Raw genomic sequence first — 23,300 nt, 5'->3', positions numbered from 1 at the left:
ACGGCAGAAGCCCTGACTTACTGAGCGATTGGGCGAGGTTTTTTTGACGAGATGCGTAACCGGATACGACACCCGCCATCGGCCCTTTTCAAGCAGGCCGACGGCTGGGTTGCCAGGCCGTTATCCCCCTCAGATATCGTTGTTGAACGGTTGCAACGGTCCCATTTCAGGTCTGCGACCTTCTGCACCGATCGGGCTGAGCTGGATGTTGGCGTCCATCGCCTGACGGGTGGTGATTTTCGGACTGACCGGTTTTTGCGTCACGGCGTTTTCATCACCCACCTGGCCTTGAGGCAGCACCAGTGACGGGTGATCGAACGGCGCCCTTTCCCACGCAACCCGCGGATCAGTCAGACCTACCTCCATGAACTTGACCAGCGCATCGATCTCATCGGGCGTCAGGTTCAGGTTGGTCATGTCCGGATCGAGGTTCGAGCCGTTGTGCTGGCTCACCGCCGGATGTTCGAATCCGCTGGTATTGCTCGCGTCCTCGCCGCGCCGGTCGCCACCACGGTTGTAGAACTCCATGACTTGCTTGAGCGTCGAGCGGCTGCCGTTATGGAAATACGGCCCGGTCAGCGCAATGTTGCGCAGCGTCGGCGTCTTGAACGCGCCATCGACCGAATCGCGGAAACCGACATTGGGTTGAAGCGTCGCATCGCAGGGAATCGCTGCGCTCAGCGGCGCTTCGAAGGTGCAGACATCGACATCCAGCGCGTCAGGAATCTTCCCGCCTTGCAGCACGGTGTTGTACTGACGGGTGAAGGACAGCGGGTTGCCCCAGGCATCCGAGCCGCCAAGCGCCAGGTCCTCCGAGGTTGGCCGCACGCCGGTGTTGTAGAAACCGTTGTCGTAGAGCGTGGTCAAGCCGTCCGCCATGACCATGCGCTCGATGCGCTCGCGGGGATGGAACTGCAAGCGGCTGGCGGCATTGGTCAGCTCCGCGCCGCCGTGACAGTTCACGCATTTGCCCTTGCCCAGGAACAGATTCATGCCCTGAACCTGCTGTTCGTTCATGGCCGTATGATCCCCCTGCAGATATGCGTCCAGCGGCGCCTGGTCGGACACCAGCGTGGCTTCATACATCTGGATCGCGAGGCCAAAGAACAGCGGGAAATTGGCTTCCATCTGGGTGTAGGGCGCACCGCCCACCAACACCTGCTGCGTGGCGTTCCACAGCCGTGGCTGGAAAGCGTTCTTGATCAGTTCGCGGTAGGTGGGCCGACGGGCACCGGACACCGGGCCCAGCACCGAGTCGGTGGACGAGATTCGCTGTTGCTTGAGCATCAGCGTGTCGAGCATGCGCCGGCCGATGTCGGCGAAGGTGCGCCCGCCACAGGACATTTCCACGGCGCTGCCGGGAGGTCCGACCGCTTGCGAAGCGGCCGAAGCATCATTGAGCGCCAGCCTGACTTTGAGCGCCACACCGCTGTTGTCCTTGGTCACGTAGATCCCGGCATCCGGGTCGCGGTTACCGAAGGGCGAGAAGCCGTTGAACACGTTATTGGCCCGACCATCCCAGAAATTGCGCACGTTGAATGCAGCGTTGATCACCGACGGCGCGTTGCGCCCGGTGCTGCGCCGCACATTGATCCCGCCGACCTGGAAGATCCCGTCCGGCTGCTGCGTGCACTTGTCGAAGCGCGGCTGGTTCGGCTTGACGAAGTTGGCGTCGAACACCCCTTGGGAACCGATCACGTCGTCGGTCGAATAAAGGATCGGTGAGTTGCGATTCAGCGGATCGGCCAGCACATGGGTCGGAAAATCGGCTTTTTTCAGCAGGTAATTCGGCCCGCCCTTGCCTCCGGATTTGGTGGTGTACGAAGGCACGTCGCCGGGAATATCGGACGCCGTGAACGGCTTGTTGAAGATTGAAGCCACGTTCGCGTTGGTGTGCGCCTGGCCCGGGTTGATCTGGTTGGTGGTCCGGTGATCGACCCCGGCGTGATAGTGACAGGATGCGCAAGCCGTGGTGCTGTCGCTGCCGACTTCCATGTCCCAGAACAGGGCCTTGCCCAGCAGGATCGCCGCCGAGCGATTGAGCACGTAGTCGGTCATCAGATCGACCTTGCGACCGCCCTCGGTGCCCGATGGGTCCGGTGGGCTCATGCCGCGCAACGATTGCAGGCTGGGCACTTCCGGTACAGGGGGATCGACCTCTACGGGATCAGCGGCGAAAGCGAAGTTCAGCGACAGACAACTTATGAGGGCGCCAGCCAGAGGGATGGCGCGCAGGACACGCAAGTTTTTGACCATGATGACACTCCCGATTCAGTTCGGAGTTGCCAGGCTCCGGTTAACCCGTTGCGAGATGGACTCATGACCAGACTGCTGCCCGCACGCGCCACAACATCGAATCGAAGTTGCCGTAGACAAGGCATGGCTGGACTGGCGAAGGGCTCGCTAATCGTTGGTTAATACATATTGGCTCGTCGCTCTGGGGCGACGCTTGATTGCACTGTAGTCGTAACAAATTATTTCAGCAGCTTTTATTTACAATTTTTTAGTTGCGCGAATGGATGTGTTAATCGCTGACGCAACTTCGGGGAGAACCTCCCCCAGCATTGGGGGAAAACCCCCACAAATAAAGGTGCAGCGGCCAAGCGAACCGAACGCCGCGACACCTTTTCAGATTGGCAGAGTAATTGCTGAATCAAGAAAAACAGACTCGAGAGAACAGCCTGCATATAGATAAACCATACGGCTTAGTTATTTAAACTTCTTACCGCCACTCAATAGAAATGAGGTGCTTACTTGCACCACATCAACTAGCCATGCACCTTCAGCTTGTAAAAATTCTGTAGGAGCGAGCTCGCTCGCGATGGACTTTAATTCGACGCGTTAAATCAGGAAGCACGCGTTATCGTTAACCTCCATCGCGAGCAAGCTCGCTCCTACAGATGAAAAAGAAACAGGCAAAAAAAAACCGCTGGACCCGAAGGACCAGCGGTTTTTGAAGTACCGCGTTAAGGCTTAGTAGCCCAGCGCGAAGTCTTCTTCTTTCATGTCCATCAGGTTGTTGGCGCCCGACAGCATGGTTGCAACGTGAGTGCGGGTACGCGGCAGGATGCGCTGGAAGTAGAAGCGCGCAGTCTGCAGCTTGGCGGTGTAGAACGCCTCGTCGGAAGTGCCGGCAGCCAGTTTTTCGGCAGCCAGGCGCGCCATGTCGGCCCAGAAGTAGGCCAGGCAGGCGTAACCGGAGTACATCAGGTAGTCCACGGAAGCTGCGCCGACTTCTTCGCGATCCTTCATGGCAGCCATACCGACCTTCATGGTCAGCTCGCCCCACTCCTTGTTCAGTGCAGCCAGCGGTGCGACGAACTCTTTGACCGCTTCGTTGCCTTCGTTGGTCTGGCAGAACTTGTGCACGATCTTGGTGAAGCCCTTCAGAGCCTCGCCTTGGGTCATCAGCACTTTACGGCCCAGCAGGTCGAGTGCCTGGATGCCGGTGGTGCCTTCGTACAGCATGGAAATACGGCTGTCGCGAACGTTCTGCTCCATGCCCCACTCGGCGATGAAGCCGTGGCCGCCATAGATCTGCACGCCGTGGTTGGCCGATTCAAAACCGACTTCGGTCATGAACGCCTTGGCGATTGGCGTCATAAACGCCAGCAGTGCGTCGGCTTTCTTCTTCTCTTCTTCGTCCACGCCGTATTTGACGATGTCGACCTGCTTGGCAGTGAAGTAAACCATTGCGCGGTTGCCTTCGGCGAAGGCCTTCATGGTCAACAGCATGCGGCGCACGTCAGGGTGCACGATGATCGGGTCAGCGGCTTTTTCCGGCGCTTTCGGGCCAGTCAGCGAGCGCATTTGCAGACGATCGCGAGCGTATTTCAGGCCGCCCTGGAAGCCGATTTCGGCGTGGGCCAGACCTTGCAGCGCGGTACCCAGACGTGCGGTGTTCATGAAGGTGAACATGCAGTTCAGGCCTTTGTTCGCCGGGCCGATCAGGAAACCGGTCGCACCGTCGAAATTCATCACGCAAGTGGCGTTGCCGTGGATGCCCATCTTGTGTTCCAGCGAACCACAGGCCACTGCGTTGCGCGCACCGACCGAACCGTCTGCGTTCGGCAGGAACTTCGGCACGATGAACAGGGAAATGCCTTTGGTACCGGCCGGTGCATCCGGCAGGCGGGCCAGCACGATGTGGACGATGTTGTCGGCCATGTCGTGTTCACCGGCCGAGATGAAGATCTTGGTGCCGGAGACTTTGTAGGAACCGTCGGCCTGAGGTTCGGCCTTGGTGCGCAGCATGCCCAGGTCGGTACCGCAGTGAGGTTCGGTCAGGCACATGGTGCCGGTCCACTCGCCGGACACCAGCTTGGTCAGATAAGCCTCTTGCTGTTCAGGCGTGCCGTGCTCGGAGATGGTGTTCATCGCGCCGTGCGACAGGCCAGGGTACATGCCCCACGACCAGTTGGACTCACCCACCATTTCGCTGATGGCCAGACCCAGGGATTCCGGCAGGCCTTGACCGCCGTGCTCGACGTCGTGGGCCAGGCTTGGCCAGCCGCCTTCGACGAATTGCTTGTACGCTTCCTTGAAGCCAGTCGGGGTTTTAACACCGGACTCGCTCCAGGTGCAGCCTTCAAGGTCGCCCACGCGGTTCAGCGGAGCCAGTACCTGCTCACAAAACTTGGCGCCTTCTTCGAGAATGGCGTCAACCATGTCCGGCGTTGCGTCCGCGCAAGCCGGAAGGCTCTGATAGTGCGCTTCGTAGCCGAGCAGTTCGTCACGAACGAAGCGAATATCACGCAAGGGGGCCTTGTAGTCAGGCATAGCGATAAACCTCTGCTGATGTAACCGGGAATGAACGACCGTGTTGATTTGTTATGACGGTCAAACAGTTGTTTGAAACATACGTTTACGCCAAAAGCTTGTCAAGCGCCGATCTTTTGCCGTTCGTCATCGCCGTTGAAATACAGGACGCACAGCGGCACGACGCCGTTGGCCGAAGCAACACGCAGTGTAGGAAAGAATAGTTTGCGGAGAAGGACTTACGCAGAAAAACGCCGCGAATGATCGCGGCGTCAGCGGTGCGGGTTTAGCGAAGCATCAGGCGAAGGTATCGATCAACGTACCGAGCACTTCGTCGGAGGCCTTGGCGACTTTGGCGCCCAGCTCCACCTGGAATTTGCCCTGGGCCATTTCCACCATGTTACTGGCCACGTCCGATTGCTGGCTGCGATCCACCGAACGCAGGCGATCGGCTTGAATCTCGGAGGACTGGCTGGTAACCGATCGCTCGATCGTATTGTTGGCGATCTGCCCGGCGGCTTGGTCTACGCGGTTCTGCCCTGCCTGAATTGTGCTCAGACCGGCATAAAAAGCGGTGTTTCCTGAGATTTCCATGGGAGAACTCGTCCTTTCAAAGGATCAACAGCGGCTATTGAAGCAGACGCTTGCCCAAAACGCCCGACAAAAACACTAATGGCACAGTGCCTTGTCATAGGCAAAACCCTTTCCTGAACGTCAATCGAGCAAGTCCAGTTGCAGATGCTCGGCCACCGCTTCGGCTGTTACCACCTTGAGTTTTGGCACCCGCCCCAGGCACGGCGCCGGAATGCGCTCGGCGAGTGTCGCCAGATTTTCTTCCAGGCGCGAAGTCTTCGGATCGATGATATTGGCCACCCACCCTGCCAACTGCAAACCGTCCCGGGCAATCGCCTCGGCCGTCAGTAACGCATGGCTGATGCAGCCCAGGCGCACGCCGACCACCAGAATCACCGGCAGACCGAGCGCTATTGCCAGGTCCGACAAATTATCCTGATCTGCCAGTGGCACCCGCCAGCCACCGGCACCTTCGACCAAGGTGAAGTCAGCCTGCATGTCGAGAATCTGCCGCATGGGCGTCAACAGCGATTGCACCGTCAGCGCCACGCCCGCCTCGCGTGCCGCCAGATGCGGTGCGATGGCGGGTTCGAACGCCATCGGGTTGACCTGTGGATAAGTCAACGGCACCGAGCATTCCGCCAGCAGTGCCAGCGCATCGGCATTGCGCAAGCCCTTGGGCGTCACATCGCACCCGGAGGCGACCGGTTTACCCGCTGCCGTGCTCAAGCCTGCCGACCGCGCCGCGTGCAGCAAACCGGCGGCCACTGTGGTTTTACCGACATCGGTGTCGGTGCCGGTGATGAAATAGGCTGCGCTCATAAGGGTTTCTCCATAACGGCGTACACCACTTGATAAGTCGCCGGCAGGCCTTGGGCCTGACGAAACTGCTCATATGCCTCAATCAAACCCATGATCCGCGCCCGACCGGTCAATCCGCCCGGTCGCCCCGGGTTCAAATTGTGCGCGCCCAGTGCCTTGAGTTCGTGGGTCAAGCTGCGCACATCCGGGTAATACAGCACGTGGGGACGGGTTTGCAGACTGATCGCCCGCAGGCCGCTGGCCGCGCACAACTGTTGATAAACCGCGAATTCACGGAAGCGGTTGACGTGCACCATGCCGTCCACTTGCCGCCAACTGTCACGCAGTTCAGACAACGTGCCCACACACAGGCTAGCAAACGCGAACATTCCGCCCGGTTTGAGCACGCGATGGGCTTCGCTGAGCACCGACGCGAAGTCCGCACACCACTGCACCGCCAGGCTGGAGAAGACCAGATCGCAGGTCGAATCGCGCAACGGCAAACGTTCGGCATCGCCGGCAACGAAGTGCGTGGCACCGCCCAATGGCCGGGCGTGATTGAGCATGCCTTCGGCGATGTCCAGCGCTACCCCCTGACCTGCCGGGAACCGCTCACCCAGTGCACGACTGAAATGCCCGGTGCCGCAGCCCAGGTCAAGCCAGCGTCCCGGCACGAAATCTTCCGGCAAACGACTCAGCAGTTGGCTACCGACATCACGCTGCAACTCAGCCACGCTGTCGTAGCTCGCTGCCGCGCGGGAAAAGGAAGCCGCTACCTGGCGTTTGTCGGGCAAACCGCCTGGCTGCTCTGGAATGGGAAGCGCAAGGGATAAATCAGTCATCACCGGACTCATGCAAAAAGGCCTGGATCGCCCCCGCCAAACCGTGGGGATCTTCCAGAAGAAACGCGTGGCTGGCCTGCTCAATCAGGCCGATTTCTACATCAGGCAGCAACGTCAGCAACGCCCCCGCGGCTTCGGCGGGGACCAGACCGTCGAGGCCGGCGAACAGATGCAATTGCGGACCGCGAAAGGCCTGCAAGGCTTGCCGGGTATCGAGTTGCGCGAGCACTTCCAGGCCGCTCATCAACACGGGGGTTGCTGTATGCGGCGCACCACCGAGCAGCAACCGCGACAACCCGCGCGGGTCTTGGGCACCTTGTGCGCAGAGCAACGAAAAACGCTTCAAGGTCATGCGCGAATCAGCGGCACAGCCAGCCAGAAACGCGTCGAAGGTTTCCCCTGGCATCGCAGTGGGCCACTGCTCATGGGCAACAAAGGAAGGGTTGCTCGCCAGCGTCAGCAAACCGCAGCAACGATCGCCGCGACGTGCCGCCAATTCCGACGCCAGCATGCCACCCAAGGACCAGCCGCCGAGCCAGGCGTCCTGCGGCAGCGTCGAATCCAGCTCATCGAGCCATTCTTCAAGGTCGCTCGATTCCAGCTCCGGCAATGGCTCGATTTCGACCCGCAGGTGTTCATCCAGGCCCTGCAAGGCCGCCGCCAAGGGCTCCAGCGGCGAAACGCCGAGCCCCCAACCGGGCAGCAGAATCAGTCGATCACGCATGGCTTGGCTCCGGTCCCAGTTGTCCGAAACAATCGGCCAATCCTTCTAACAATAGCTGCACCTGCGCTTCGCTGTGCGCGGCGGTCAGGGTCACGCGCAGACGGGCGCTGCCGGCGGGCACGGTGGGTGGGCGGATCGCGGTCACCATCAATCCGCGCTCGCGCAGCATCTGCGACAGACGCACCGCTCGCCCCGCGTCGCCGATCATGATCGGCTGGATCGGCGTGAAGCTGTCCATCAGCTCGAGGCCGATCTGCTCGGCGCCCTGGCGGAACTGGCGGATCAGCGTCTTCAGGTGTTCACGACGCCAATGCTCGCTGCGCAGCAGCTCCAGGCTTTTCAGCGTGGCGCAGGCCAGGGCGGGCGGTTGGCTGGTGGTGTAGATGTAAGGTCGGGCGAACTGGATCAGGCTCTCGATCAGCTCTTCACTGCCGGCGACAAAGGCCCCTGCCGTGCCGAATGCCTTGCCGAGCGTGCCCACCAGAACCGGGACGTCTTCCATGCTCAAACCGAAATGCTCGACGATGCCGCCACCATTTGCGCCCAGCGGACCGAAACCGTGGGCATCGTCGACCATCAGCCACGCACCTTTGGCTTTGGCTTCCCGGGCCAGCGATGGCAGATCGGCGATGTCGCCGTCCATGCTGAACACGCCGTCGGTGACCACCAGCGTATTGCCGGTGGCTTTCTCAAGACGATTGGCCAGACTTGCCGCGTCGTTATGCAAGTAGCGATTGAAGCGCGCACCCGACAACAGCCCGGCATCCAGCAAAGACGCATGATTGAGCCGGTCTTCGAGCACCGTGTCACCCTGCCCCACCAGCGCTGTGACTGCGCCGAGGTTGGCCATGTAACCGGTGGTAAACAGCAAGGCGCGTGGACGTCCAGTCAGGTCGGCCAGGGCTTCTTCCAGGGCGTGATGCGGTCCGCTGTGGCCGATCACCAGGTGCGAGGCCCCGCCGCCAACACCCCATTTCGAGGCGCCGGCACGCCAGGCTTCGATCACTTGCGGATGATTGGCCAGGCCCAGGTAGTCGTTGTTGCAGAACGCCAACAGCGGCTGGCCATCGACCACCACTTCAGGACCTTGCGGGCTTTCGAGCAACGGGCGTTGGCGGTAGAGATTTTCGGCACGACGGGCAGCCAGGCGTGCGGCGAGATCGAAAGACATGCAGGCCTCGTCTATCCAGTGACACAAGTCCACTGTGGGAGCGAGCCGGCTCCGGGCGGCGCTCCGACGAAAGCGGTGTGTCTGTCGACATCAATGTTGGATGTCAGTCCGCATTCGCGAGCAGGCTCGCTCCCACAGGGTTTTGCATTCCAATCAGAACAGCGGTTGGGCGATCAGACGGCGGCGTTATAGAACTGCTCGCTGCTCTTCTGCTCCACCAGCGCCTGTTCGATAGCCGCCTGATGCACTTCGTCGGCATGCTCTTCGCGGGCTTCCGGCAGGATGCCCAGACGCCCGAACAGTTGCATGTCCTTGTCGGCCTGCGGGTTGGCGGTGGTCAGCAATTTTTCACCGTAGAAAATCGAGTTGGCACCGGCGAAGAACGCCAGGGCCTGCATCTGCTCGTTCATGGCTTCGCGGCCGGCGGACAGGCGCACGTGGGATTTGGGCATCAGGATCCGGGCGACGGCGAGCATGCGGATGAAGTCGAACGGGTCGACGTCTTCGGCATTTTCCAGCGGCGTGCCGGCCACTTTCACCAACATGTTGATCGGCACCGACTCCGGATGCTCCGGCAGGTTGGCCAGCTGGATCAGCAAGTTGGCGCGGTCATCAAGGGACTCGCCCATGCCGAGGATGCCGCCGGAACAGATCTTCATCCCGGAGTCACGTACGTAAGCCAGGGTCTGCAGACGCTCGCTGTACGTGCGGGTGGTGATGATGCTGCCGTAGAACTCCGGCGAAGTGTCGAGGTTGTGGTTGTAGTAATCGAGGCCGGCCTTGGCCAGCGCTTCGGTCTGTTCCTGATCCAGGCGACCGAGGGTCATGCAGGTTTCCAGGCCCAGCGCCTTCACACCTTCGACCATCTTCAACACGTACGGCATGTCTTTGGCCGACGGGTGCTTCCACGCCGCGCCCATGCAGAAACGGGTCGAACCGATGGCTTTGGCGCGAGCGGCCTCTTCGAGGACCTTCTGCACTTCCATCAGCTTTTCTTTTTCCAGGCCAGTGTTGTAGTGACCGGACTGCGGACAATATTTGCAATCTTCCGGGCAGGCGCCGGTCTTGATCGAAAGCAGCGTGGAAACCTGGACGCGGTTGGCGTCGAAATGCGCGCGGTGCACGGTCTGCGCCTGGAACAGCAGGTCATTGAATGGCTGAACGAAGAGTGCTTTGACTTCGGCCAAAGACCAGTCATGACGCAGGGTGGCAGAGGTGCTGGCGCTCATGGGCATTACCTTTCTTTTATGCAGGGCACGGTTTTATGCTGGGCAAGCGACTGAGGCATGGAATAACCACAGTCGCCACACGGATGTTCGGCATATTTAAGGAAGAGCGATGCCCTGTCAACCACGATACGAAGGACCGGTTTACATCTGGTTAAAAAACAAACAAAGCTGTTTGCTCTGCGATGAAACCGCCGATGACGCCACGCCCCTTTGCATGGCGTGCGAAACCGAGCTGCCCTGGCTCGGCGACCACTGCCAGCGCTGCGCCCTGCCGCTGCCAGCAGCGGGCCTGACGTGCGGGCAATGCCTGAAGCGAGCGCCCGCCTTCGAACGGGTCATTGCGCCCTGGACTTACAGCTTCCCGATCGACAGCCTGATTACGCGTTTCAAACACAGCACGAAGTGGCCGTTTGGCCACCTGCTCGCCGAACTTCTCGCTCAATCACTGCTACATCGCTTCAATGATGATCTGCCACGGCCCGCTTTGCTGCTGCCGGTGCCGCTGGCCACCCGCCGACTTCGCCAACGGGGGTTCAATCAGGCCGCGATGTTGGCGCGATGGCTCGGCACACGCCTGGATCTGCCTTGCGATGATCGGTTGCTCCTGAGGGTTCAGGATACCGGCGCGCAACAAGCGCTGAAGGCCAGTGAACGGCAGAAAAACCTGCGCAATGCCTTCGCGCTGGCACCCGACGCATCGGTCAAAGGACAACACCTGGCATTGGTGGACGATGTGCTGACCACCGGCGCCACGGCCCAGGCACTGGCCCGTCTGCTGATGGACGCCGGTGCCGCACGGGTCGATGTCTATTGCCTGGCCCGCACGCCAAAACCCGGCGACACCGTTTGACCTGAAAACACTAAAACCTGTAGGAGCGAGCCTGCTCGCGATAGCGGTGTGACAGTCGACATCTACATTGAATGTCAGTCCGCTATCGCGAGCAGGCTCACTCCTACAAGGGCTGTGCTCGACTTGACTCCCGGGCTTGCAGAAGCCAACGTCCTCATCATCGTCACAACCCAAAGCGTCTCGCCATGTCCTTGCCTACCTTGTTGTCCCAGCACATTGTTCGCCGCCCGCAACGCATCGCCCTGTTGCAACACATAGCCGAACAAGGCTCGATCACCCGCGCAGCGAAAAGCGCGGGGCTGAGCTACAAGGCCGCCTGGGACGCCATCGACGAGCTCAACAACCTCGCACAGAAACCGCTGGTGGAACGCAGTGTCGGCGGCAAGGGCGGTGGTGGCGCCAAGTTGTCCAAGGAAGGCGAACGCGTATTGCGCCTGTACCAAAAGCTGCAGGCGCTGCAGGCTCAGGTGCTGGAAGCCGCCGAAGAGGCCAGCGACCTCGACCTGATCGGCCGCTTGATGCTGCGCACCAGCGCGCGCAATCAACTGCACGGCAAAATCGCGGCCATCGAAACCCAAGGCCACAACGACCGGATTCGCCTTGAACTGGCCGAAGGCTTGAGTATCGATGCGCAAATCACCCACGACAGCACCCTGCGCCTGGCGCTGGAAACCGGCACCGAAGTGGTGGCGCTGATCAAGGCCGGCTGGCTCGAGTTGCTTGGCACCGGGGACGTCGCAATGCCCGGACACAATTGCCTCAACGGCACGATCGAGGAAATTCTCGACGCTGCAGACGGCCCCAGTGAAGTGCGCATCGCCCTGCCCAACGGCCAGACACTCTGCGCACTGGCCGAACCCGAACATCTGCAAGCGCGGGGGTTGATCACAGGAAAACCGGTGAACGTGCAATTTTCGCCCTCCAACGTGCTACTGGGCACACCGCTGTAAGCGCACTGCAACAAAACCTTCATCACCCATCATTAAGGTGACTGCCAAAACCGCAGGGAGCCTGATGTGAGCCTATTGGAAGAACACCAAACCACCGACCTCGAACAAATGGTCGGCCTCAGCCGTCGTGGATTTATCGGGGCCGGAGCCCTGTGTGGCGCCGCGATGTTCATGGGCGGCAGTCTGCTGAGCCGCAGCGTGATGGCCGCCACCGCTGGCCCTGGACCCTTGTTGGGTTTCGCCAGCATTCCCGCCGCCACCGCAGACAGCATTAGCCTGCCGCCCGGTTACAAGTCCTCGGTGCTGATCAGCTGGGGGCAGCCCCTGCACAAGAATGGCCCGGCCTTCGATCCCAGCGGTAATGGCAGCGCCGAGCAGCAGGAAGTGCAGTTCGGTGATCACAACGACGGCATGAGCCTGTTCGCCTTTCCCGGCGACCACAACCGGGCGCTGATGGCGATCAACAACGAATACACCAATTACCGCTACCTCTACCCCCACGGCGGCATGCCGCAATCGGCCGAAGAGGTGCGCAAGGCCCTGGCCGCCGAAGGTGTGACGGTAATGGAAGTCCAGCGCAAGAACGGTCAGTGGCAGTTCGTCCAGGGTTCGCGCTACAACCGGCGTATCCACGGCAACTCGCCGATCAACCTGAGCGGCCCGGCCGCCGGACACGAGTTACTGAAAACCAGCGCCGACCCACACGGCAAGACAGTCCTCGGCACCTTCCAGAATTGCGCCAACGGCCAGACACCGTGGGGCACCTACCTGACCTGCGAAGAGAACTTCACCGATTGCTTTGGCAGCAGTAATGCCGAGCAGAAGTTTGACGCAGCGCAGAAACGCTACGGCGCGGTGGCGGCCAGCAAGGAGATCAACTGGCATCAGCACGATGCGCGTTTCGATCTGGCGAAGAATCCCAACGAACTCAACCGTCACGGCTGGATCGTGGAGATCGACCCGTTCGATCCGCAATCGACCCCAGTCAAGCGCACCGCGCTGGGTCGCTTCAAACATGAAAACGCTGCCATAGCCGAAACCAATGACGGCCATGCCGTGGTGTACATGGGCGACGATGAACGCGGCGAGTTCATCTACAAATTCGTCAGCCGCGACAAGATCAATCACAAGAACCCCAAGGCCAATCGCGACCTGCTGGACCACGGTACGTTGTACGTGGCGCGTTTCGACGCTGGCGACGGCAATGCCGATCATCCCAAAGGCCAGGGCGAGTGGACCGAACTGACCCACGGCAAGAACGGCATCGATGCCAGTAGCGGTTTTGCCGACCAGGCTGAAGTGCTGATTCACGTGCGCCTGGCGGCCAGCGTGGTGAAAGCCACGCGCATGGATCGTCCGGAATGGATCGTGGTGAGCCCCAAGGACGGCCAGGTCTATTGCACCCTGACCAACAACGCCAAGCGTGGCGAAGACGGGCAACCGGTCGGCGGACCGAATCCGCGGGAAAAGAATGTCTATGGGCAAATCCTGCGCTGGCGCACCGACCGTGACGATCACGGTTCCAAAACCTTTGCCTGGGATTTGTTCGTGGTCGCCGGCAACCCGCAGGTGCATGCCGGCACGCCAAAGGGCGGCTCGTCGAACATCACGCCGCAGAACATGTTCAACAGCCCGGATGGCCTGGCGTTCGATGATGCCGGTCGCTTGTGGATTCAAACTGACGGCGACGCCAGCAATGCCGGTGACTTTGCCGGCATGGGCAACAACCAGATGCTCTGCGCCGATCCGGTGACGGGCGAAATTCGCCGCTTCATGGTCGGGCCGATTGGCTGTGAAGTGACGGGGATCAGCTTTTCGCCGGATCACAAAACAATGTTCGTCGGGATTCAGCATCCGGGTGAATTCGGTGGTTCGACCTTCCCCGAGCACCTGCCCAATGGCAAACCACGGTCGTCGGTGATTGCCATTACCCGTGAAGATGGCGGGATCGTCGGCGCCTGACAGGACGATTTCGCGAGCAGGCTCGCTCCCACAGGGGGACTTCGGTGTGCATGCAATGGGTGACACACAGGAGACCCATTGTGGGAGCGAACCTGCTCGCGAAGGCGCCAACACAAACACCACACATCTGAACCCCACCCCCTAAAGCCGCCTCGTCTGCGCTACCATGCCTGGCCGGACGCAGCAGCCTGCTGCGCGCAGGAGTCAGCATGGCCCACCCGTTTGAAACCCTCACCCCAGACCTCGTGCTCGATGCCGTCGAAAGCATCGGCTTCTTGAGTGATGCGCGCATCCTGGCGCTCAACAGCTACGAAAACCGTGTCTATCAGGTCGGCATCGAAGACTCCGAGCCACTGATCGCCAAGTTTTACCGCCCGCAGCGCTGGACCAACGAAGCGATTCTGGAGGAACACCAGTTCACCTTCGAACTCACTGAAGTCGAAGTGCCGGTGGTTGCGCCGTTGATCCACAACGGTGAAACCCTGCACGAACACAACGGCTTCCGGTTCACCCTGTTTCCCCGTCGGGGTGGCCGCGCGCCGGAGCCGGGCAATCTCGACCAGCTGTATCGCCTGGGGCAATTGCTTGGTCGCCTGCATGCCGTCGGTGCGACCAAACCGTTCGAGCACCGCGAAGCGCTGGCGGTCAAAAACTTCGGCCATGACTCACTGGCGACCTTACTCGAAGGCAACTTCATTCCCCGCAGCCTGCTGCCGGCCTACGAGTCCGTGGCCCGCGATCTGCTCAAACGCGTGGAAGAGGTCTACAACGACACGCCACACCAGAACATCCGCATGCACGGCGACTGTCACCCCGGCAACATGATGTGCCGAGACGAGGTGTTCCACATCGTCGACCTCGATGACTGTCGCATGGGCCCGGCCGTGCAAGACATCTGGATGATGCTGGCCGGCAACCGCCAGGACTGCCTGGGCCAGTTGTCGGAATTGATGGATGGCTACAACGAGTTCCACGACTTCGACCCGCGAGAACTGGCGCTGATCGAACCGTTGCGTGCCCTGCGCCTGATGCATTACAGCGCCTGGCTTGCCCGTCGCTGGGACGATCCGGCGTTTCCGCGCAGCTTTCCGTGGTTTGGCTCGGAGCGGTATTGGGGTGATCAGGTGTTGGCGTTGCGTGAACAACTGGCGGCACTCAACGAAGAGCCACTGAAGTTGTTCTGACAAACAAAGACCCAATGTGGGAGCGAGCCTGCTCGCGAATACGGTGCACATCCAGCACATCTATGGCTGACACACCGCTTTCGCGAGCAGGCTCGCTCCCACAGGTTGTCAGTGCTCACCATTCCAGCAGGACATTAGCAACCAAACCTCCTTACAATCCCTTCTTTGTTAGCTGCCTAAGCAAGGATTCTGCATGCAAGCCGCCAACCCGCGTCGCGGGTACATACTGGGCCTGACCGCCTACATCATCTGGGGCCTTTTCCCGCTCTACTTCAAAGCCATCGCCAGCGTGCCCGCCGTGGAGATCATCATCCACCGCGTGCTGTGGTCGGCTTTGTTTGGCGCCTTGCTGCTACTGGTCTGGAAGCACCCGGGCTGGTGGCGCGAACTGCGGGAGAACCCGCGACGGCTGGCAATCCTCGCCTTGAGCGGTACCTTGATCGCGGCCAACTGGCTGACCTACGTCTGGTCGGTGAACAACGGGCGCATGCTCGAAGCCAGCCTGGGCTACTACATCAACCCACTGGTGAACGTGCTGTTGGGGATGCTGATCCTTGGCGAGCGGCTGCGACGCATGCAGTGGATTGCCGTGGGTCTGGCGACCATCGGTGTGGCGCAGCAGGTATGGCAAGTCGGCAGCCTGCCCTGGGTGTCGCTGGTGCTGGCATTGACCTTCGGTTTCTACGGGCTGATTCGCAAGCAGGCGCCGGTCAAGGCGCTGCCGGGTCTGGTGGTGGAAACCTGGATGCTGGTGCCGATCGCCCTGGCCTGGTTGCTGCTCAATCCGACCGCCCATAGCGCTCAGGCCGAATTCTGGACCACCTCCGAAGCCTGGTGGCTGGTGGCGGCCGGGCCGGTTACGTTGGTGCCGCTGGTGAGTTTCAACGCCGCTGCACGGCACTTGCCTTACACCACGCTGGGATTCCTCCAGTACCTGGCGCCCACGCTGGTGTTGTTGCAAGCCGTACTGCTGTTTGGTGAGCACTTGTCGTCCAGCACGCTGCTGGCGTTCGTCTTTATCTGGGCGGGATTGGCGGTTTACAGCGTCGATGCGTGGATAAGTCTGCGCCGCCGCAACTGATCAAAAAACATACAAACCTCCGCAGGCCACGGTTCATGTGGCCTGCATCGTTCCTTCCCAAGGTTATCCACAGCGTGATCCCCGGCGTTTGTGCGCAAGTCGCTGAATACTGGCGGTTTTTTGATCAATGCTCGCCAAGCCACGGTTGACGTGGCCTGGCGGGCTGTCTCTACAGGTTATCCACAGGCAGGTGCACGTTTAACTTGGATAACCGATCAGGGCTCACTGCGCAGCACCAATTCCACCATCAGGTCGTCAGCCAGGGTTTCCAGGCGTGACTGCAGCACGTCCAGGGAAAGCGTCAGCGGTACCGCCAGAATCGCTTCGGCGTGAAACAGCGGCTCGCTGCTCATCGGCGCCGGACGCACTTCCGTCACCAGCCGTTCCAGGTTCACGCCCTGCTCACTGAGCAAGCGGGTAATGTCCCGCACGATCCCCGGCCGGTCATTGCCCACCAGCTCCATGGCAATCGGTTTCCAGGTGCATGATTGCTCGATGCTGCTTTCGGCGATCAACACCCGAATGCCTTGGGCGGATAACCCTTTCAAGGCGTCCACCAGCGCGTCGTAGGCTTCGGCCGGTACGCCCACCCGAAGAATCCCGGCAAATTGCCCGGCCATGCGCGACATGCGGCTTTCCAGCCAGTTGCCACCGTGCTCGGCAATGCATTGGGCAATGCGCTCGACCTGCCCAGGCTTGTCCGGAGCGAAAACAGTGAGTACGAGGTGGTCCATGGCGCAGCCCTCTGGTCATGATTTTTGTTTTAGAAAACCCAAGTATAGGCAAGGGTTAAACCTGCGCTGGCAGGTCCGACGCCTTCGCGAGCAGGCTCGCTCCCACAATGGCTTGCGCGCCCCCTGTGGGAGCGAGCCTGCTCGCGAACGGGACGCCGCCGTCCATGCAAAACCATAAATCGTGTACAACTTTTTATATTTAACTGGAACAATCTCATGCTTTTTTGAGAACATCCTCATCCCCGGCGTGACTGCAATGCGTCATGGGGTCGCAGAACGACGTAATTAGTCTAATTTTCACAAGCGCAATTCATCATGTAGTATGCCGCAGCGCGCACTACATAACGTTGGATCGATGTCTGCCACAGGCGCAGTCGCATCCCTGAAAGCCCCGTCAGCAAGGCCTCAACGCCGTTGATTGGTCCCAACCCAGCCGTCAGAAATGGCATGCACTGGTCGCAGGGTTTGTGGTTTAAATGCCAAAGGCTTCATTGTTAAATTGAAGAGCTGAAAAGCGAAATAGCTGAGCAGAGTGAGGCAAGCAATGACTGAACACGTTCAAGTCGGTGGCCTGCAGGTCGCCAAAGTCCTGTTCGACTTCGTGAACAACGAAGCCATTCCCGGAACCGGCCTCACCGCCGACCAGTTCTGGGCCGGTGCCGACAAGGTCATCCATGACCTGGCGCCGAAGAACAAAGCCCTACTCGCCAAACGCGATGATTTCCAGGCTCGTATCGACGGCTGGCACCAGTCCCGTGCCGGTCAGGCCCACGACGCCGTGGCTTATAAAGCCTTCCTGCAAGACATCGGTTATCTGCTGCCAGAAGCGGCCGATTTCCAGGCGACGACGCAAAACGTCGATGAAGAAATCGCCCGCATGGCCGGTCCACAACTCGTGGTACCGGTGATGAACGCCCGTTTCGCCCTGAATGCCTCGAACGCCCGCTGGGGTTCGCTGTATGACGCGCTCTACGGCACCGACGCCATCAGCGAAGCCGATGGCGCGGAAAAAGGCAAAGGCTACAACAAGGTTCGCGGCGACAAGGTCATCGCCTTCGCCCGCGCTTTCCTCGACGAAGCCGCGCCATTGGCGGCCGGCTCCCACGTCGATTCGACAAACTACAAAATCGTTGACGGCAAACTGGTCATCGCCCTCAAAGGCGGCAGCAACACCGGCCTGCGCAACGACGCCCAGTTGATCGGCTTCCAGGGCGATGCTTCGGCACCGACCGCGATCCTGCTGAAAAACAACGGCCTGCATTTCGAAATCCAGATCGATGCCAGCACCCCGGTCGGCCAGACCGACGCTGCCGGCGTCAAAGACGTCCTGATGGAAGCCGCGCTGACCACCATCATGGATTGCGAAGACTCCGTCGCCGCTGTCGATGCCGATGACAAGGTGGTGATCTACCGCAACTGGCTCGGCCTGATGAAGGGCGACCTGTCGGAAGAAGTCGCCAAGGGCGGCAAGACCTTCACCCGTACCATGAACGCCGACCGCACCTACACCGCCGTCGACGGCAGCCAAGTGAGCCTGCACGGTCGCTCGCTGTTGTTCGTGCGCAACGTCGGTCACCTGATGACCATCGACGCGATTCTGGACAAAGACGGCAACGAAGTGCCGGAAGGCATCCTCGACGGTCTGGTGACTGTTCTGGCGGCGATGCACAACCTGAACGGCAACACCTCGCGCAAAAACACCCGTACCGGCTCGGTCTACATCGTTAAACCGAAAATGCACGGCCCTGAAGAAGCTGCGTTCACCAACGAACTGTTCGGCCGCATCGAAGACGTGCTGGGTCTGCCGCGCAACACCCTCAAAGTCGGGATCATGGACGAGGAGCGTCGCACCACGATCAACCTCAAGGCCTGCATCAAGGCGGCGAGCGAGCGTGTGGTGTTCATCAACACCGGTTTCCTCGACCGCACGGGCGATGAAATCCACACCTCCATGGAAGCCGGCCCGATGGTGCGCAAGGCGGACATGAAGGCGGAGAAATGGATTGGCGCCTACGAGAACTCCAACGTCGATATCGGCTTGAGCACCGGCCTGCAAGGTCGCGCGCAGATCGGTAAAGGCATGTGGGCCATGCCTGACCTGATGGCGGCGATGCTGGAACAGAAAATCGCTCACCCACTGGCCGGCGCCAACACCGCCTGGGTGCCTTCGCCAACCGCCGCGGCCCTGCACGCGCTGCACTACCACAAGGTTGACGTGTTCGCCCGTCAGGCCGAACTGGCCAAGCGTGCCCACGCTTCGGTGGACGACATCCTGACCATCCCGCTGGCGGTCAACCCGCAGTGGACCGCCGAGCAGATCAAGAACGAACTGGACAACAATGCCCAGGGCATTCTCGGTTATGTAGTGCGCTGGATCGACCAAGGCGTTGGTTGTTCGAAAGTGCCGGACATCAACGACGTCGGCCTGATGGAAGACCGTGCCACGCTGCGTATCTCCAGCCAGCACATCGCCAACTGGCTGCGCCACGGCATCGTCACCGAAGCCCAGGTCATGGAAAGCCTCAAGCGCATGGCGCCGGTGGTTGACCGTCAGAACGCCAACGACCCGCTGTATCGCCCGCTGGCACCAAACTTCGACAGCAACATCGCCTTCCAGGCAGCCGTCGAGTTGGTGATCGAAGGCACCAAACAGCCGAACGGCTACACCGAGCCGGTTCTGCACCGTCGTCGTCGCGAGTTCAAGGCCGCCAATGGCCTGTAACTGAGCGCTGATGCCGGATATGAAAAAGCCCTGATCGAAAGATCAGGGCTTTTTTGTTCGATTGAAATCAGCGGCGTTGTATTCACTGTAGGAGCGAGCTTGCTCGCGAAAAACCCGAGGGCGGCGCTGGCATCTGGTTTCACGCGTAATCGTTCACGACCATCGCGAGCAAGCTCGCTCCTACAGGGTTGGGGCTGCGTTAAATTTCCGGATCAGGGCTCCATCCCCAACTCATGCTTGACCAGCCCCAACAACTTGCCGGTGTCGATGGGCTTGAGCAGAAAGTCCACCACGCTCAAATGCATCGCGGCGATGGCGTCTTTCACGTCGGCATCGCCGGAGACGATGATGAACGGCATCGCCGCCCGCACCGACTCCCGCACCTGGCGGATCAGATCGAGACCGTCGATATGCCCCATCCGCAGATCGGTAATCACCAGCCCGATCGAAGGCTTCTCTTCAAGCATCTTGAGTGCAGTTTCGCCACTGGCCGCCGTCATGCAGCGAATGCCGTCCAACGCCAGAATCTCTGACAGCAACTCTCGGGCGTCCTTGTCGTCATCAACGATCAGCACCCGCTGCGGCGGCAGATCGGGTTCCTGCATGACGGCACTGAGCGCTTCGCGCTCGGCATCACTCAAAATATCGTGGTCGGACATGGCATTCTCTACATGTTCAGTTCAGTTCCCTGGCACAGTGGTGAGACATCACTAAGCAGAGCTTCAATGTGCACTTCGTCGGATAATCTTCCAATAGAAGAATAGAGAGATTTTTCTCGCATTTGCGTAAGGTTTTTCCGACATTCCATCACACTCATTGCCTACCTAGACTTACGTCCAATGGGCACTCCGGCCGCAGGGGTCGACCATGGGCAGGTCATTCCACAACAAATCCAAAAAAGACTGCGGTAATGGTTATGAGTAAAGCGGACGCCTTCACACAGGCAGGGAAAACCGCGGTGTTGCAGAACATCCAGGGCACTTTGCAGTTCCTTCAGCGCTTCCCGCCCTTCAATCAGATGGAACACGCCCACCTGGCGTATCTGGTTGAGCAATGTCAGCTGCGTTTTTATGGCCCCGGCGAGAGCATCATCAAGCCCGCCGACGGCCCGGTTGAGCACTTCTACATCGTCAAGCAGGGCCGGGTGGTGGGCGAACGCCCGCATTCGGCCAAGGGTGGCACCGAAACCACCTTCGAAATCACCACCGGCGAATGCTTCCCGCTCGCTGCGTTGCTGGGCGAACGTGCGACCCGCACCGAACACCTGTCGGCCGAAGACACCTTTTGCCTGCAGCTGAACAAACTGGCTTTTATCAAGCTGTTCGCCATTTCCAGCACTTTCCGCGACTTTGCCCTGCGCGGCGTAAGCAGTCTGCTGGATCAGGTCAACCAGCAAGTCCAGCAAAAAGCCGTGGAAACCCTCGGCACCCAGTATTCGCTCAATACGCGCCTGGGTGAATTGGCCATGCGTCATCCAGTGACGTGCAGCCCGGCCACGCCGCTGCGTGAAGCCGTGACCCTGATGCATGAGCAGCAGGTGGGCAGCATTGTGGTGGTCAACGAACATAAAGCGCCGCTGGGCATTTTCACTCTGCGCGATTTGCGCCAGGTGGTGGCCAACGGCACCGGCGATTTCAGCGAAGCCATCGAGCGGCACATGACCCAGGCGCCGTTTTACCTGAGCCCGGACCACAGTGCTTTCGATGCGGCGATCGCCATGACCGAGCGGCATATTGCCCACGTCTGCCTGGTCAAGGATCAGCGCTTGTGCGGCGTGGTGTCCGAGCGGGATCTGTTTTCCTTGCAGCGGGTCGACCTGGTGCACCTGGCCCGTACCATCCGCAATGCCCCGCGCGTGGAAAACCTGGTGGCGCTGCGCGGCGAAATCGGCCAACTGGTGGAGCGCATGCTGGCCCATGGCGCCTCGTCCACCCAAATCACCCACATCATCACCCTGCTCAACGACCACACCGTGTGCCGCGTGATCGAGCTGACCCTGGCCGAGAAAGGCGACCCCGGCGTGCCGTTCAGTTGGCTGTGTTTTGGCAGCGAAGGTCGCCGCGAGCAGACGCTGCACACCGACCAGGACAACGGCATTCTGTTCGAAGCCCGGGACGCGGCCCACGCGGCGGAAATCCGCGGCAAGCTGCTACCCATCGCCCATCAGATCAACCACAGCCTGGCGCTGTGCGGCTTCACCCTGTGCAAGGGCAACATCATGGCCGGCAATCCCGAGCTGTGCCTGTCCCGGGTCGAATGGGCACGTCGCTTTGCCGCGTTTATCCGCGAGGCGACGCCCGAAAACTTGCTGGGTTCGAGCATCTATTTCGATTTGCGCGTGGTCTGGGGCAGCGAGCAAGGCTGCGAACAATTGCGTCGCTCGATTCTCGATCAAGTCGGCGACAACCGCCTGTTCCAGCGCATGATGGCCGAAAATGCCTTGCGCAATCGGCCGCCGGTAGGACGTTTCCGCGAGTTCGTGCTGGCACGCAAAAATGGCGAAAAGGCCACCCTGGATCTCAAGATTCAGGGCCTGGCACCCTTTGTCGATGGGGCTCGATTGCTGGCCCTGGCCCACGGCATCGAGGCCAACAATACCCTGGAGCGCTTTCGCCAACTGGTGGACAAAGAGGTCATCGAGCCGCTGGACGGCGCGGCGTACGAAGAGGCCTATCACTTCATCCAGCAAACCCGCATGCAGCAGCATCAATTGCAGACCCGGGAGAATCAGCCCTACTCCAACCGGGTCGATCCGGACAGCCTCAATCATCTGGACCGGCGAATCCTGCGTGAGTCCCTGCGCCAGGCGCAACGCCTGCAAAGCAGCCTGGCCCTGCGGTACCAGCTATGAGCCTGTTTTCATGGCTGCGCCCGGCCACCCCGGCCCTGTCCGGTGAATTGCAACAACGCCTGCAACGCTTGCCGGCAGCAACTGCGTTGGGCGAATGCAGCCTGCGTGAACAACGCTGGGTGGTGCTCGACCTGGAAACCACCGGACTGAACCTGAACAAGGATCGGGTGCTGTCCATCGGCGCAGTGGTGATCGAGGATGGCGCGATCGATTTCAGTCAACAGTTCGAACGCACCCTGCAATGCGCCGAACTCAAGCTCAGCCCCAGCGTATTGATTCACGGACTCGGACCCAGCGCCATTGCCGCCGGCAGCGACCCGGCCCAGGCGCTGCTCGATTTCATGGAGTTCGTTGGCGACAGTCCGTTGCTGGCCTTCCATGCGCCGTTTGACCAGCACATGCTCGGGCGCGCTCTCAAGGATCACCTGGGCTACAAATTGCAGCACGCCTTTCTGGATGTGGCGGACATCGCACCGCTGCTGTGTCCGCAGGCCAACCTCCGCGAAGCCGGGCTGGACGAGTGGATCGACTGGTTCAAGCTGGAAGTGTTCGAGCGCCACAACGCCAGCGCCGATGCATTGGCCACCGCCGAACTGGCGCTGATCCTGTTCAGCCGGGCTCGGCAGCAGCAGATCCATAGCCCGTTGAATTTGCAGCAGCGGTTGAATCAGTGGAAACGACGGCAGCAGACGCCGTCCTTCTGAATCTCCTACGCCTGTACCGGCCTCATCGCGGGCAAGCCCGCTCCCACAGGTTTCGTGTCGTGCGCTCATTTTGTGAACGACATTAAACCTGTGGGAGCGTGGCTTGCCCGCGATGAACGATAACGCGGTCCAACTGCCCTCCAAACCACCCGACCAACGCCAAT

Annotated in this window: 18 protein-coding genes; 8 read left to right on the top strand and 10 right to left on the bottom strand. The window is 60.4% G+C overall.

The annotated features are described in order from the left end of the window. Positions 1-129: 129 nt before the first annotated feature. The 8 genes from HNQ83_RS02730 to bioB all read right to left on the bottom strand — a co-directional run bounded on the left by HNQ83_RS02730 (position 130) and on the right by bioB (position 10,098). Positions 130-2,256, bottom strand: a complete 2,127-nt coding sequence (locus tag HNQ83_RS02730; protein ID WP_175387547.1) for a cytochrome-c peroxidase — start codon at positions 2,254-2,256, stop codon at positions 130-132. Between the two features lie 717 nt (positions 2,257-2,973). Further along, entirely contained in the window at positions 2,974-4,779 is a 1,806-nt protein-coding gene (locus HNQ83_RS02725; protein WP_175387546.1) for a phenylacyl-CoA dehydrogenase, read from the bottom strand. A 276-nt stretch (positions 4,780-5,055) separates the two neighbouring features. Continuing rightward, positions 5,056-5,352: a pyrroloquinoline quinone biosynthesis protein PqqE gene (locus HNQ83_RS02720; RefSeq protein ID WP_175387545.1), complete on the bottom strand. Its 297-nt coding sequence runs from the start codon at positions 5,350-5,352 to the stop codon at positions 5,056-5,058. A gap of 120 nt (positions 5,353-5,472) precedes the next feature. Next, positions 5,473-6,153, bottom strand: a complete 681-nt coding sequence (gene bioD, locus HNQ83_RS02715) for a dethiobiotin synthase (RefSeq protein ID WP_175387544.1) — start codon at positions 6,151-6,153, stop codon at positions 5,473-5,475. Further along, on the bottom strand, positions 6,150-6,974 hold the full coding sequence (bioC, locus tag HNQ83_RS02710; RefSeq protein WP_175387543.1) for a malonyl-ACP O-methyltransferase BioC: 825 nt from the start codon (positions 6,972-6,974) through the stop codon (positions 6,150-6,152). The genes bioD and bioC overlap by 4 nt, the downstream gene beginning before the upstream one ends. Continuing rightward, on the bottom strand, positions 6,967-7,698 hold the full coding sequence (locus HNQ83_RS02705) for an alpha/beta fold hydrolase (RefSeq protein WP_175387542.1): 732 nt from the start codon (positions 7,696-7,698) through the stop codon (positions 6,967-6,969). The genes bioC and HNQ83_RS02705 overlap by 8 nt, the downstream gene beginning before the upstream one ends. After that, positions 7,691-8,869 (bottom strand): 8-amino-7-oxononanoate synthase, encoded by a 1,179-nt coding sequence (bioF, locus tag HNQ83_RS02700; protein ID WP_175387541.1) that lies wholly within the window; start codon positions 8,867-8,869, stop codon positions 7,691-7,693. The genes HNQ83_RS02705 and bioF overlap by 8 nt, the downstream gene beginning before the upstream one ends. A 173-nt stretch (positions 8,870-9,042) precedes the next feature. Further along, positions 9,043-10,098, bottom strand: a complete 1,056-nt coding sequence (bioB, locus tag HNQ83_RS02695) for a biotin synthase BioB (RefSeq protein ID WP_175387540.1) — start codon at positions 10,096-10,098, stop codon at positions 9,043-9,045. 109 nt (positions 10,099-10,207) lie between these two features. Between bioB and HNQ83_RS02690 the strand changes: the two genes are divergently transcribed. The 5 genes from HNQ83_RS02690 to rarD all read left to right on the top strand — a co-directional run bounded on the left by HNQ83_RS02690 (position 10,208) and on the right by rarD (position 16,125). After that, on the top strand, positions 10,208-10,948 hold the full coding sequence (locus HNQ83_RS02690; protein ID WP_175387539.1) for a ComF family protein: 741 nt from the start codon (positions 10,208-10,210) through the stop codon (positions 10,946-10,948). A 185-nt stretch (positions 10,949-11,133) separates the two neighbouring features. Next, positions 11,134-11,898, top strand: a complete 765-nt coding sequence (locus tag HNQ83_RS02685; protein ID WP_175387538.1) for a TOBE domain-containing protein — start codon at positions 11,134-11,136, stop codon at positions 11,896-11,898. A gap of 66 nt (positions 11,899-11,964) precedes the next feature. Beyond that, the gene (locus HNQ83_RS02680) at positions 11,965-13,860 is read left to right on the top strand and encodes an alkaline phosphatase PhoX (RefSeq protein WP_175387537.1); all 1,896 of its coding nucleotides are present in this window, start codon (positions 11,965-11,967) and stop codon (positions 13,858-13,860) included. A 209-nt stretch (positions 13,861-14,069) separates the two neighbouring features. Next, positions 14,070-15,044 (top strand): serine/threonine protein kinase, encoded by a 975-nt coding sequence (locus tag HNQ83_RS02675; RefSeq protein ID WP_175387536.1) that lies wholly within the window; start codon positions 14,070-14,072, stop codon positions 15,042-15,044. A gap of 193 nt (positions 15,045-15,237) precedes the next feature. After that, positions 15,238-16,125: an EamA family transporter RarD gene (gene rarD / locus HNQ83_RS02670; RefSeq protein WP_175387535.1), complete on the top strand. Its 888-nt coding sequence runs from the start codon at positions 15,238-15,240 to the stop codon at positions 16,123-16,125. Between the two features lie 215 nt (positions 16,126-16,340). On the opposite strand, the gene HNQ83_RS02665 is transcribed toward rarD, so the two are convergent. Further along, entirely contained in the window at positions 16,341-16,859 is a 519-nt protein-coding gene (locus HNQ83_RS02665) for a glycine cleavage system protein R (protein WP_175387534.1), read from the bottom strand. Between the two features lie 544 nt (positions 16,860-17,403). Between HNQ83_RS02665 and HNQ83_RS02660 the strand changes: the two genes are divergently transcribed. Continuing rightward, positions 17,404-19,581, top strand: coding sequence for a malate synthase G (locus tag HNQ83_RS02660; protein WP_175387533.1), 2,178 nt, complete (start codon positions 17,404-17,406; stop codon positions 19,579-19,581). A gap of 212 nt (positions 19,582-19,793) precedes the next feature. Here HNQ83_RS02660 and HNQ83_RS02655 read toward each other — a convergent pair whose 3' ends face one another. Next, positions 19,794-20,240, bottom strand: coding sequence for a response regulator (locus tag HNQ83_RS02655; protein ID WP_175387532.1), 447 nt, complete (start codon positions 20,238-20,240; stop codon positions 19,794-19,796). 251 nt (positions 20,241-20,491) lie between these two features. On the opposite strand from HNQ83_RS02655, the gene HNQ83_RS02650 reads away from it, so the two are divergent. Next, positions 20,492-22,432 (top strand): putative nucleotidyltransferase substrate binding domain-containing protein, encoded by a 1,941-nt coding sequence (locus HNQ83_RS02650; protein WP_175387531.1) that lies wholly within the window; start codon positions 20,492-20,494, stop codon positions 22,430-22,432. After that, positions 22,429-23,136 (top strand): PolC-type DNA polymerase III, encoded by a 708-nt coding sequence (locus HNQ83_RS02645; RefSeq protein ID WP_175387530.1) that lies wholly within the window; start codon positions 22,429-22,431, stop codon positions 23,134-23,136. The genes HNQ83_RS02650 and HNQ83_RS02645 overlap by 4 nt, the downstream gene beginning before the upstream one ends. The last annotated feature ends 164 nt before the right edge of the window (positions 23,137-23,300 follow it).

The sequence above is a fragment of the Pseudomonas sp. C2B4 genome (genome assembly GCF_013359695.1).
Classification (GTDB): Bacteria; Pseudomonadota; Gammaproteobacteria; order Pseudomonadales; family Pseudomonadaceae; genus Aquipseudomonas.
The sequence above is the reverse complement of the archived record's forward strand: the minus strand, read 5'-3'. Positions and strand labels throughout refer to the sequence as shown.